The organism is Nocardiopsis mangrovi, from assembly GCF_042653925.1.
Classification (GTDB): domain Bacteria; phylum Actinomycetota; class Actinomycetes; order Streptosporangiales; family Streptosporangiaceae; genus Nocardiopsis_B; species Nocardiopsis_B mangrovi.
In genome coordinates, this window is the sequence record NZ_JBHSFQ010000007.1 from 250,601 (window position 1) to 264,328 (window position 13,728).

The window sequence follows — 13,728 nt, forward strand, 5'->3', positions numbered from 1 at the left end:
CGTCATCGTCCGCCGCCCAGCAGGTCGGCGGTGCCAGAGGCGTAGCCTCGCAGCATGTAGAACCGCATCAGCATGCCGTCGTACCAGTCCTGCCGGCCGAGCCGGACGAACTGGGAGCGCAACGCGGTGATCGCGCGCTCCAGCCGTCGCACGTCGCTCCCTGTCAGCGGGTTGGCGATCCACTGGTTGTTCTCGAAGTCGTAGAAGGTCTCCATCGCCGTCGTGTGCAGGGTCCCGCTCAGGTCCGGTGGATCGTTGGGGTCGTAGGGCTCGTCGTCCACGAGCGTCCAGCCGCCGCCGTGGTCGATGCCGACGACCGTCCCCTGATCGGTGTACAGCACGTTCCCGGGGTTGCGGTCGCTGTTGCCGATGAGGATGTCCAGCAGCCCCAGCCTGATCCCGGACACCGTCCCGGTCAGCACGGGACCGAGCTGGTCACCCAGCGTGGCCCCCGAACCGCCGCTCATGTAGTGCATGTACAACTCCGAGGGGCCGACCCGGTAAACGCCGGGCACGTCGGCGCCGATGGCGCGTCCGACCAGCGAGGCGAGCTGCTCGGCGTCGGCGCGCTGACGGGCCGACGCCAGCTCACCGGCGATGTCCTCGGGGTCCGCTGCGGGATCCCCCGTGATCTCGGTGTTCTCGGTGACCTTGCGGACCGCCAGCGTGCCGTCGCCGAACCGCACGAGTTCGGTGAGCTCGCCCTCGCCTCCCCCCTCCCCGAAGGCCTGTCGTTGGGCGATACCGGTCTGCCCTGAGGCGATCAGGTCGCCGATCCCGTTGTACGACTCGTGCCATCTGACGGGTTCCGCCCGGGTGTGGCTCCCCGCGTCGTGCTGCCACTGCCCCGGCGTCGTGTCCGCGGTGCCCTGGTCGGTCGCGTCGGAATACGCGGGGTAGGACGCCTGCGCGGTCTCCTCGGTCGAAGCCGCGGGCTGCTGGTAGTACGTCAGCGCGGAGGCGCCATGGGTCCCGGCGGAGTCCTGGGAGTACTGGGCTGTCGTGGAGTCCTGGGAGTACTGGGCTGTCGTGGAGTCCTGGGAGTACTGCGGTGCCGTGGAGTACTGGGAGACCTGCGTTCCGGCGGGGTACTGCGTATACGGGGTTGCGGCGGCATCGTCGTATGTGTCCGCGTACTGCTCGGAGGGGCCGGCCTCCGCGCCGTGGCCATGGCGGCGCCGGTGGCGCCGGTGCTCGCCCGCCATGAAGACCTGGGTCTGCGCGTCTTCGGCGGAATGGTGCCCTATGTCGTCGAGGCGGTAGCGGTAGGTGAGGTCGGCGACGAAGTCCTCGACCGACCGGGGCTGCTCCTTGCCCGCCTTGGGATCGGCCAGGGAACCGAAATCGGGCACCGCCGGGGGGTAGGGGACGCTGGGACCGGTCGACCCCCGCCTTTCCTCAGCCGGCAAATCGTCGTACAGGCCGTCGGGGATGTCGTCGGTCTCGGCCGGTGGTGTGGCCGTGATCTCGCCGTCTGGGCGGGACTCGGCGCCCTTGGCCTCGGCCCGGTCCTCTTCCCGTGCGCGCGGTGCCTGGGATGCGGTCGCGGGGTTGAGCGCGTCACTGAACAGCTCGGCGAAGCTCAGGCCGGGGTGCGGCTGCGGCCCCGCTGAGGGCAATGGGAGGTCATCGGCGATGGTGCCGGTGGACTCCGGTACCGGCGGAGGGGCGAGGGACGGCTGCACGAGCGCCTGCCGATCCGGCCCGGAAGAGGCCGCGTCGGCTTCGGTTCCGCCCCGGCCGACGGGAGGGAACCCGTGCCGGTTCCGGTTTCCCGAGCCGCCGGTGTTGCCGCCGTGGCGACCGCTGTCGGCGCCGCCGCGGCCACTGCCATCGCCCGCAGGACCGGTGCGCCGGCCGGCGGCTGAGGAACCCCCACCCGGCCCGCCCCCCGCCGCCGAACCCGGAGGACCGTCATCATCCGGACCCCGCCGGGGGCCGGGTCCACCCTCATCATCGCCGGAGTAATCGTAAAGATCCCCGTCGTCGTCACCATCGGAATCGGAAGAGTCGACGTCCATGTCGTCGGCGTCGGAAAGAGACCCGTCCTCACTGTCGAAGTCGGAATCGGAGGAGTCGCCGTCCTCCCCCCGGGAATCACCGGGCAGCGTCAGTGGGTGGGCGGGCCCGCCGGCACGATGGCCCGTACCACCCTCATCACCGGAGTCGCCATACAGGTCCTCACCGACAGTGGGAAGGGGCCCGGACTCCCCCTCCTGGGGGGCATCGCGGCGACCACTGAGCGTGTCCCCCTGCTCGAGGGCGGCATTCCCGTCGGGGGCGCGGAGAGTGGCCCAGAAGTCGGCGTCCCGGGCCGATTCCAGCGTCAGTCCGGCCGCTTCGGCGACGCGGACGGCATCGGCGCGGCTGCGCACATCCAAACGGCTGTAGATAACGCCGCTTTGAGCGCGGACTGTTGACGCACTCACTCCGGGTGGCAAGCCAACGCCGCTCTCCGCGTCGATCAGCCCCCTCTCCATCATGCTCATGACGGCCAGCAACAAGCGCTGGTGAGGCGTCAGGCGACCCACGCGTCCGAGGGCATCGGCGAGGGTGAGGGGGGCATCCCCGTCGGGGGCGCGGTAAGTGGCCCAGAAGCCGGCATCCCGGACCAAGTCCAGCGTCAGTCCGGCCGCGTCGGCGACGCGTGCGGCATCGGCGCGGCTGTGCACATGCAAACGCAAACGGTGGTAGATCCCGGTGCTATTACCGTGGACCGTCGACGCGCTCACTCCGGGTGAGAAGCCAACGCCACTCTCCGCGTCGATCAGCCCCCTCTCCATCATGCTCATGACGGCCAGCACCTCGCGCTGGCGGTGCGTCAGGCGACCCACGCGTCTGAGGGCCTCGGCGCGATCGAGAGTGGGGGCGGAGGCGCGGTCAGTGGCCCAGAAGTCGGCGTCTCGGGCCGATTCCAGCGTCAGTCCGGCCGCTTCGGCGACGCGGACGGCATCGGCGCGGGTGTTCACACCCAAACGGCTGTAGATAACGCCGCTTTGAGCGCGGACTGTTGACGCACTCACTCCGGGTGGGAAGCCAACACCGCTCTTCGCGTCGATCAGCCCCCTCTTTATCATGCTCATGACGGCCAGCAACAAGCGCTGGTGAGGCGTCAGTCGACCCACGCGTCTGAGGGCATCGGCGTATTCGATATCAAGGGCGGGGGCGCGGAGAGTGGCCCGGTACTCTTCTTCAGCCGATGCCACGGTCAGTCCGGCCGCGTCGGCAACGGTTATCGCCTCGGCGCGACTGTGCACATCCTCCAGCTTGCCAACGATCTCTCTGAGATGAGCGTTAACCGCGTCCTTTCCCGGTTTGCTGGGGTGACCGATCCCGTGGAGGTACTCACCGATCTTGGAGGGATTCCACCTCTCCCTCAACAGACTCAGGAGCAAGCGCTCGTAGGCCGACAGATCCCTCACGCGTCTAAGGGCCTCGGCGCCGTCGAAAGCGGGGGCGGGGGCGGGCACCAGCCCGGTCGCCCGGGCGAAGGTGATCGCCTGGTCGCGGTTCCTCAGCCGCAGTCGGTTAAGGGCCTCGCTGATATGGTTACTGGCCCCTTTGGGCGACCTGCCGATTTCTTCGGCGATGCGCTTGTTCTGATCGACGGTCGGCTCGCCGATCTGCCCGATGCGGCCCAGGGCCAAGAAGGCGGCCTTCTGGGGAACGCTGAGCTCCTTGAAGTGGTCCCGCGCATAGTCTCGTTGTTCGTCGGGGAGCTCTCCGGCGGGCGGGGCCTGGGGCGGGGACGGGAATCCGGGATCACGGGCGAGTTCAATGGCCTGGGGGACATCGTCCAACCCCAGATGGCCGGGCAGGCCTTTGATCTGCTGGTCGACCCAGTAGCCGGACAAGCGGGTTCGCAAGGCGATTCTGACAGGTTGCAGTCCGTCTCGGAGACCGATGAGGACCTGGTACTGGTCGAAGTCCAGCGTGCGGACCCGCACGTGACCATTGGCCCGCTGGTACGGGGTGAGCTCCCCGACGGGCACGGGCGTGTGTCGGGGAGCGCGCGGCTGCGGGTTGTGGCGTGCCGGGAGAGCGGCACGACCGTCGCTCCCGGCACGAGCGGAGTCTGACACCAGACCGGTTTCCCGGGCGAAGGTGATGGCCTGGGCGCGGTCCCTCAACCGCAGGAAGTTAAGGGCCTCGGAGATATCGCTACCGACCCGTTTGAGTGGCACGCCCGATTCAGCGGCGATCCGTGTGTTCTGGTCTGCGATTCGCCCACCGATCCGTCCGACGCGGACGAGGCCCATGAAGGCGTTGTGCTGGTGGTCGCTGAGCTCGTTGAAGTGGTCCTCTGCGTACTTTCGTCGGTCCTCGGGAAGGTCTCCGGCCGGCGGGGGCGGCGGCGAGGGCGGGAATCCGGGGTCGCGGGCGAGTTCAATGGCCTGCTCGATGCCGTCCAATCCCAGATGGGCAGGCAGACCGTTTATGTGCTCGTCGACCCAGTATCTGGTCAAGCCGATTCTCTGAATGATTCCCCTGGGCGACAGCCCGTCTCTGAGCGCCATGAGGACCCGGTACTGGTCGAAGTCCAGCGTGCGGGCCCGCACGAGACCAGTGGCTCGCTGGACCTGGGCGAGCTCCACGACGGGCACGCGCGCGGGCACGCGCCGGGGCCTGCGCGGCCGCGGGTCGTGTTGTGCCGGGAGAGCGGCACGAGCGTCGCTTTCGGCAGGGGCGGAGCCGGGCCCTGGTCCGGCTGCGGGGGCGCTGCTGTGCAATGCGCCGGCCGGTTGGTCAGGGGTGGGCTCTGCGGTGTCCGCGGCATCAGGAGGCGGTCCGCCGTCGTGGACCCCTCCGGTCATAGTGTCGTCTTCGCTCACGGGGACGTCTTCGCCCATGGGGACATCCGCCCCGGCCTCTGCGGAAGGTCCCCCCCAAGCGCCCAAGTCAACGTGGCCCGCATCGAAGTCGGCTGGATCGTATCCGAAAGTGACGTCAGAGTTGCCGAGGCTGCCGGGCCCCAAGAGGGCGACTCCGCGGTCGGAGCCGCCGTACTCCTCGTAGGAGCCACCGGGGAGGTCGTCCAAGCCGTCGAAGGTCACGTCGGGGTCGCCGGGGTGGTTCTGGGCCGGATCGGCGTCGGGGAGATCCTCGTCGGAGTCGGGGCGGTTCTGGTCCGGATCGGCCCCGAACAATCCAGGATGCTCGAGCTCTTCGAGAGTGGGGAGGTGGTCGAAGTTCAGGTTGGCGGCGGGGTCCCAGTCGAGGTCCCCGTAGGGGTCCATGGGTGGTTGCTCGGGGGCGTCGCTGCCCGCCATGAACACCCAGGGCCGCGCATATTCGGCCGGGGAGATCCCGAGATCGTCGAGCTGGTTCCGGTAGCGGTCGGCGATGGCCCCGGACGTCTCCGGCTCCTTGGCCTCACGACCGGCCAGGGCGCTGAGATCAGGCGCGGCCGGGCGGTTGCGGTCCCATGGATCGCCGGGATCGTCGGACCGGGCCGATTCCAAAACGGGGGCCGCGGGATCATACCCGTCGGAGAACTCCTCGGTCTCAATCGGTCGTGCCGCGGCCTCCGTTTCGTTGCCGGAACGGGCGTCGGCACCGGTGGCCTCGGCCGCTTCCCGCTCCTGGGTGCGCGGAGCCTGCGGTGTGGCCGCGGGGTTGAGCGCGGACCCGAAAAGATCGCCGAGGCTCTGGCCGGGTGCCGCCGGCTGCGCCTGCGGAGGCGATCCCGGGAGGTCCTCGGCGCTTGTGGCCGGCTCCGGCGGCGACGTGGTCCGGCTGGAGGACGGCTGAGCAGGCGCCTGCCGCTCCGGCACGCGATGACCACCATCGGCTTCGATACCGGCCGGCCCGCGGTCGTCGGCGTCCACGGGGTGAACGGTCCTCGCGTCCGCGTCCACCGGCGCGCGGCGCTGCGCAGCGTCGCTACTCACGGTGGGAACGTCGACGCTTTCGGTCCGCATCGGCGGAGCGACGTCGAAGTCCTGCGATCCGGTGCCCCGGGATCCGCGGCCTCCCCGACCACCGAAGCCATCGCCGGTCGCACCGCTCCCCCCACTCCGAGAGCCGCGTCCGCCGCCATGACCGTCCAGGTCGCGGGCGCCCTCTCGGCCGCCACCGGCCCCGCTGCCCTCGCCTCCGCGGCCGAAGCGACCGCGGTCGCCGCCAGGGGCGTCGTCCGTCCCGCCGGGGATACCTGCGGCGGGCGCGGCCTCATCGGCGAGCGCGGCGACCGCGGTGTTCTGTGCGGTCAGCCAGTCGGTGAACGCCTGGTTGTAGTCCGCGCCGCGGCGTTCCACTGTCGTGTCGAGCCGCTGGTAGGCGCGGAATGCATCGCTGCCGGCGGGCTGCCCCTTGGCCTCGTGGGCGGCCCACCACAGGTCGCGGCGCGCCTTCAAGTAGTCCGACTCGGCGTCGGCCAGCGCCTGCTGCTTCACGGCGACATCGTCGATGAGGCCGGCCGCCGCTTGGGTGCGGCCGCCGTCGAGGATGCCCAGCCGCATGGCGACGTCCTGGGAGACCCATGCCGTCACCTTGGCCCGTGTCCAACCCAGGTGCGGGTCAGAGGTCCCTCCCCGTCCGACCAGCCTGGATGCGGCGCCGGGGGTGTGCTTGGCGGCGATCGCCCAGTCGGAGTCGAACTCCACCAGGTACAGCGGCCCCTCATGGACCCCGTGGAGTCTGTAGGGGCGCTTGGGAGCGACGGTCTCGCCGTGCGAACCGCCGCTCTGGGAGGTCCGGTTGGCGTCGCCGGAGGCGTAGTTCGCTGCCGAGGGAGGCTCGCCGGACCCGCCGGCGGTGGTGTCGGCGACCGGCGCGACGCCTCCCGACGTGCTCACGCCGCCGCTGTGGTCGGAGGTGGTGGTGGTCGTCGTGTTCTGGGACGCGGTGTCGGTGATGCTTCCGGTGGGCGCCACGTACAGGACCCTGGCCGAGGTGTAGTCGGGGCGCACCGCCATGGCCCACGACGTGCGGGAGATGTCGCCGAAGCCGATGCCGCCGCTGGTGTTGGCGCTGATGAAGTGGGAGGGCAGCACGGAAGCGGCGAGTTCCTGCCCCACCGCGTCGGAGCGGGGGTTGAGGCCCAGTTCACGGACGGCGTGGCCGCGGGCGGCGGCGATACCGGCACCGGTGTAGCGGCCCTCGGCGACGGCGCCGGCGCCGGGCTGCCAGCCCCGGGCCGAGGCGAGCACGGTGTGGGCGAGGTCCAGGATCGCCCTGCCACCGTCCTCGACGGCCACCGGGAGCACCAGATCGCCCTCGTTGTGCGCATCGGGCGCCGGATCGTTGCCGGCCGCGGGGTGCTTCCACCGGGTAAGCGCGGCTTCAGGGGTGGCGGCACCGGGCTCGGGCGTGACCGTGGCAGGGTTGCGACCGCTGCGCGGAGACGACTCCGATCCCCCGCTCTGGAGCTCAGGGGTACCGGGCCCGGGTGTGCCGGGGCCGAACTGGAGGTAGGCGGCGGGGTAGAGGGTCTGGACGCGCCCGCCGTCGCCGGTGGCGGTGATCCCCTCGGTGCGCACCTGCCTCGACAGCTCCGCCCTCGGGGCGAGGCCGTCTCCCACGATCTCGAGGGTCAGAGTGAGGCCGCTGTCGGCGCCGAGGCGGGCGAAGGGGCCGGGAGCGAACAGGGTGATCGTGCGCTTGGTGGCGTCAGCCGTCGCCGCCGCGGTGGTGTCCGAGGAGCCCAGTGTGGTGTCGTGCGGCATGGCCAGCGTGGACAGGACAGCGGGCGAGGCGTCCTGGGACCGGTTGCCGTCGGCGTCGGGGTTGGTGGGTCCGCTGTTGGGCACCAGCGCTCCCCACCCGCCCACGCCCGCGGTCGTCACCGTCCCGCGGGTGCCGGAGGTGGTGGTGGAGACGGTCCACGAGCGGGTCTCGTTGAACTCGCTCTGCCCCCCGACGTAGCCGACCTCGGGCGCGCCCTTCCTCTTGGCCACTCCGATGTGGATGACCGCGGCGATCGAGGGCGGCTCCACCGGGGTCGTGGGGATGTCGGTCCGGTTGACGATGCGGCGGATGTTGACCGGGACGGGGACCCCGGAGTCGGGGCTCTTGGCCAGGCGGGAGTTGAGGGTGTGGTTCAGGTGGTTGCGGCTCCCGGCGGTCAGCTCCAGGCCCTGTTCCCTGAGTTTGATGTCGAGGTCGGTGATCGCGGCCTCGGGATCGATGGGGCGCAGGGTGTCGCCATTGGCGGCCAGGCCGGTGCGCACGTCCACCGGAGCGGGGGGTGGGGGCAGGGCGCGGGTGGTCAGGGCGCTGGTGCCGTCGGGGCCGGTGAAGGTGTCCAGGACGAGGTTGTTGGCGATGGCGTCCCAGGCGTGGGTGAACCCGGTGAACAACTCGTCCATCCACATCTGCCACCCGGTGTAGAGCGGCGAGCGGTAGAACGTCCCCACCACATCCAGTTCCCGGGCGATCTCCGCCGACTGGCGGATGAGCCCCGACCCCTGGATCAGGTAGGAGAAGGGCGTGCGGATGTGGGTGGTCCGGATGCTGTAGTCGTGGACGGTCGCCGTCGAGTGGGAGCTGATGATCCAGTTCCGTCCGGCGCTGGGCCCGGTGTAGAACGTGGGCGCGGCGGCGTCGCCGCGGGTCGAGGCGGGGTCGGCGTCGGGCGGGTTGGTGTTGCCGACCGGGAGGTGGACGCCCCCCAGGCTCGCTTGCAAGGTCCGCGTCCTGGAGTGGGTGAGGGCGCTCTTGTCGGTGCCCTCGAAGTACATCCTCAGGTCAACGGGCACCGCGGTCAGCGACTCCACCACGCTTTCGGTGACCACGGTGGGGCGGATGGTGTGGGGAGAGAGCACGCCGCCGTCGAACTCCGGGCGGCTGACGATCCCGTTGATGAGGTGGGCGGCGAGGTTCTCCTGGGAGAGCACGTTCTCGAAGAACCGCCGGCCGGCTTCGCTGTCGCCGGTGAAGTGATCGTACTTGCGGGTGTAGCCATCCCGCAGGCCGAAGTAGCGGGCGTCGACGAACTCCGCGGAGAACATGCGGCGGGTGAGGTCGAGCAGGGACGGCTGCGCGGGCAGCACCTGCCCGCCCGCACCGGTGCGGGCGGGCGTCTCGCCGCCGGTGTTGACCGAGGCGATGAACACGGTGCCGTCCAGCAGGTGGTTGAGCGAGCGGCCGTTCACCCTCGCGATGGCGCCACTGCCGGCATCGCCGGTGGCGGTGTCGCCGTCCTCCCCGGCCGGCACCGGTGGGGTGATCCCGCGGCCGGTGATGATGGCGCGGGCCTGCTCGGAGGTGAGCCGCTCGTAGCCCACGCCGGGCACATCATCGGTGGTGGAGCCGGGGTCGCTCTCCGACCGCAAGCGCGCGTCGGTGTCGTGGCCGCCGTCGACGGTGAGCGGGGTGACGTCGGTGGGGAACGGCCGGGCCAGGCGCGGTGTCGAGACCTCCATGCGGGCCTGGATGCCCTCGACCAAGAGGTCGCCCCGGTCACGCAGCACGTCGGAGCCGTGGTAGCGCTGGGAGTCGTCGATCATGGCGTAGAACGTGACGTCGCTGGACCAGGTGTCGGTCGCGCCGGTGAACAGCAGCCACGCGTCGGTTCCGAACCCGGTGGAGATCCCTTGGCCGGTGGCGGATTCGCGGGCGAGCGCCGCACGCAGCTGCTGCTGGAACGCTCCGCCCGTGGGTGCCCCGGAGGCGTCCGGCGCCCCCTCGCCCGCGTAGGTCCCCACGAACCGCGCGGCGAGGGTGTGGGAGTTCCCCGACCCGTGGGAGGACCCGCGCTGTGAGCCGCCGATCATGAAGACGCCGGTCATCCGCTCACTGGTCCCGCTGTAGTTCAGCGCGCCGACGTCGGCGAAGAGCCGCACCGTGACCAGTCCGGGACGGATGAACTTCTTGCCCGACCGGAACAGGTCCTTCGCGTCCACACTGGCCGTCTCCCGCAGGTCGACGGGGATCCCGTCGTGGCGGAGCTTGTCCAGGTTGCCCTTGAGGTTGGCCTGCTGGAGTGCGGTGCGGACCCGGTGAGTGTTCTCCAGGGCGGTGGCGTAGTCCCGCCGCAGGGGACGGTGCTCCCGGCCCACCAGCGAGGTCGGACCGCCGGGCCGGTGAGAGAAGTCGGACTCGGTCCGCGACAGGTCGGCGACGACCAGCCCGGGGAAGCGCCGGGCAAGCCCGTACACGAAGCGGTCGCCGAGCCACTCGGTGAGCGGCGTACCCCGCGCGGGGACGGGCGCGGCACCGTCCGTCTCGCCGTCGCGCGCGCCTTCGGCGTCGTGCGTGCTCGCGCTGTCGGTGGCAGGGCCGCCGGTGAAGAAGGGCGAACCGTCCGGGAAAGTGAACGCCCGCGGCACGGCCGGATGGAAGTTCTTTGGGTGGGGGCCGCGCAGGTGCGGGAAGGGCGGCTCCACGGGGGCGGAGGGGTCATCGGGTCGCGCCACCGTGCCCGTCTCGGTGGCGGAGGTGTCGGCCGTGTGCAGCAGCCGGGCGTCCTCAAGGGTGAAGAGCTCGATGGTCGTCCCGGTGAACTTTGTGGGCGCGGGGTCGCCGCTGAACCGGGCGTAGTAGGTCCGCGTCACCTCATAGAGCACCGTGTCGGTGGAACCCCACATCAGCGGGTAGCGCCCGCTGTCGTCCTGGCGCGTGTCCTGGACCTGGCGCATGGTCTGGCGGAAGGCGTACTCCACCACCGCGGGCGCGAACCGGAAGGTGCGGTCGCTGATGCGGAGATCCGCGCCGCCGCCGAACAGCAGGCTCCACCACGACCGCTTGCCCGTGGTCTGGGCGACCGAGGTTTCGACCCGGGTGATGGTGGAGAACTCGGCGGTCTTGGGCGGCGAGGGCAGCAGCCGGTAGGACGTCGGCGAGGACGTGAGGACCAAACGCCTGTCCTGGCCGTCGGCGTCGACGAAGGGCAGGTCGGCATGGCCGGTCGACATGATGCCCAGGTGGTGCCGCACCAGGCTGCGTGTCCGCAGCCCTTGAAGGGTGGTCGCGTTGTGCCGGGTGAACGCCGCGGACGGCTTCGGGGGCTGTTTGACCAGGCGGTTGCGCCCCGAGGCGTCAGGGGACGGGCTGGGGCGGTCCTTCACGGCCGCCGAGGAGTAGCCCAGCAGGCGGTCGCGGGCCCAGTCGGCCAGGCTCATGCCCCCTTCGGGCGCGGTCGAGGAGATGTCGCCGGCGTACACGGGGAAGCCGCGGTCGATCGCGCGGGCACCGGGGCCGGGTACCCCTGCCGCGTCCGCGGCCCGGGGGTCGGCGAGGGTGATCCGCTCCGGGGCATCCGGCGGGTTGGTGCCCGGCCCGCCCGGGACGAACAGCCGCACCGCCAGCCGCCACGACTGGGTGAGCCCCGCGTCCTGCTCATGTGCCCCCTCAACCGTTCGCGCGCCGTCCTGGGCCTGCGTGGGCGGCGTAGCGTCCAGAGGGTCGGGGGCCGGTGCCGGGCCGCTGGTCGCAGTGGCCGGTGCCTGGCCGGTCGTCACCGGTGGCGGGGTGAGCGTCAGGGTGACGGGCAGGTCGGCGTCGTAGGGCTCGGGGGGCCCGGCGAGCTCGGTGTAGGCGTAGTCGCCGCTGGATCCGCTCGCCGTCAGCGTGCTGGTGCGCACGCGGTAGCCGATCCCGCCGCGGGCGGTCAAACGGGCGTCGGCCATGTCCAGTTCGGGTACGCCGGGGCCGATCGGGGCGATGTAGAACGGGGTGACGAGGATGCCCAGCGAGAACGACTTGCTGCCGCCGTGGCCACCGCCGAAACTGTAGGCGTAGGCGGGGTCGCCCGCCCCCTGCATGAGCCGGGGCCGGGCACGGCGGGCGGGCGGGGGCATCTCCGAAGCGGCGGGGACGCGACGGAACTCGGCGTCGGGGTCGACGTGCAACCGCGCCGTCCACTCCCCACCGGGCCCCTGCACCGCGAACGTGAACCCGCTCTCATCCTGCTCCGCCTGTCTCTCACGGGAGAACGGCCGGATGTCGCGCGCCGCCTGGGCGCGGACCTGGGACAGGATGCCGGCGCGCATCTGCGGCGTGACGCGCGGGTCGGTGATGGCATCGACACGGCCCTCGAGTTCCAGCAGCAGCCCGGTGGTGTCCACGGGGTGGGTGCCGAACCAGGTCGACTGCAGCATCCACCCCAGCCGCCCCGTCGCGGGGAACACATCGCGGGCCAGGTCATCGGCCACGCGGGCGGCGGCCAGCGCCTCCTGCCGGGCGGTCTCGGCGCCCTCTTCGGCAGCACGCGCGGCCTGCTCTGCGGCGTCGGCGAAATAGCCCGCATCATCGGAGACGACCATGGCGGCGCGAGCGGCGGTCTGCGCCTCGGCCCGGGCGGTCTCGGCACCGGCCACGGCCTGCTCGGCCTCATGCAGGCGGTCCTGTGCCTCAACGGCCGCCTCGTCTGCCGTCTCAACGGCGCGCAGCGCGGCGTCGGCCGCCTCGCGTACGCCGTCCGCGGTCTCCCAGGCCGCGTCGGCGTCGTCCTGAGCCCGGGCGGCGGCTTCCCTCGCGGAGTCGGCGGCCCGGAGGAGTTCCGTCGCGTGATCGAAGGCGGTGTCGTACTCGTTCCGGAGGCGGTCGAGGTCATCGGGCCCGATGCCCGAGCGCTCCCACAGCTCCGCGGCACGCAGGCCGGCCTCTTCCGCGGCACCGGACCGGGTGGCCGCCTGGTCGCGCAGGCGGGCCGCCTGCGTGTCGCCCTCGGCGATGTCGGCTTCGAGCCCGGCGATCCGCGCGCCGTGTTCGGGCGTGTTCTGCGCGGACCGGTCCCCCTGGGGTTGCGTCCGCAACCGGGACAGTTCCAGCCGCAGCCCCTGCACCTCGCCGTCGATCGCCTCTGCCCGCCGGGCCAGGTCGGCGGCGTCGGCGCGGGCCTGCTCGACCTCGGAGCCCAACCGCTGGGCATCGGCCGCGGTTCCGAGGATGTCCTCCAGTTCCGCCGCACGCTGGGCCGCCGCGGCATGGGCGCCGTCGGCCTCGGCCCGCAGTGCGTCGGCGTCGTCGGCGATCTCCTGTAGGCGGTCGGCCTCGGCCTCGGCGGCATCGGCGGGGGTTTCCAGCTCATCGGCGCGTTCGGCGGCCTCCGATGCAGCCTGGTCGGCCTGCTCATGCGCCCTCTGCCGCTCCAGCTTCGCGGCGTGCGCCTGCTCGGCCGCGGCGGCAGCGTCCCGCACACGCTCCTCGGCGGCGTCGGCCGCAGCGCCCAACCGCTGGGCCTCGGCCCGCGTCCGTTCCGCCTCCTCACGAGCATCGGCGGCGGCATCGCGCAGCCGCACGGACGTAGCGCGCGCCTCATCCGCCTCACCCCGGGCCTCGGCCGCCCGGGCCACGGGATCGACTCCCTCCAGCCCGGCGGCCTGGGGACGGGAGGGCTGGGCGCCGCCGTCGACGCCGGTGCCTGGGGAGCCCGGCGTCGCACCGCCCGTCCGCCGCGGAACAGACCGGTCCCCCGTGTCGGTCGCCCGCTCGGCAGAAGCAGCGGGGGCCGGTTGGTCGGCGGGCGGTTGCACTCCGCGCGTCGCGCCGACGCCGTCGACCGCCGCCTCATCGCCTGTGTCCTGGCTCGGCCTGAACTCCGCCGGGCGGATCTGGGAAGGAACCCGCGACGGCGCCGCAGAGGCATCCGTCCCCGGCGTGAAGGGTTGGGGCAAGCCGCTCTGTCCCGCCAACATGGCTGCGGGCCCGCCCGTCGCCGCCTGCGGCTGGGGCGGCGTGGTCGTCGGCGCGGCCTGGGTGAGGGTGGGACTGAGCAGGGGCACGTGCAACCGGCGCAGCAGGCCCAGCGCGTCGTCCAGGACACCCTGGGAGGCCCAGTCGGCC

General features: G+C 71.9%; 1 protein-coding gene. It reads right to left on the reverse strand.

Features of this window, described 5'->3' with window-relative positions:
- Positions 1-2 precede the first annotated feature (2 nt).
- Positions 3-13,238: a hypothetical protein gene (locus ACFO4E_RS10730; protein ID WP_378573443.1), complete on the reverse strand. Its 13,236-nt coding sequence runs from the start codon at positions 13,236-13,238 to the stop codon at positions 3-5.
- Positions 13,239-13,728 lie beyond the last annotated feature (490 nt).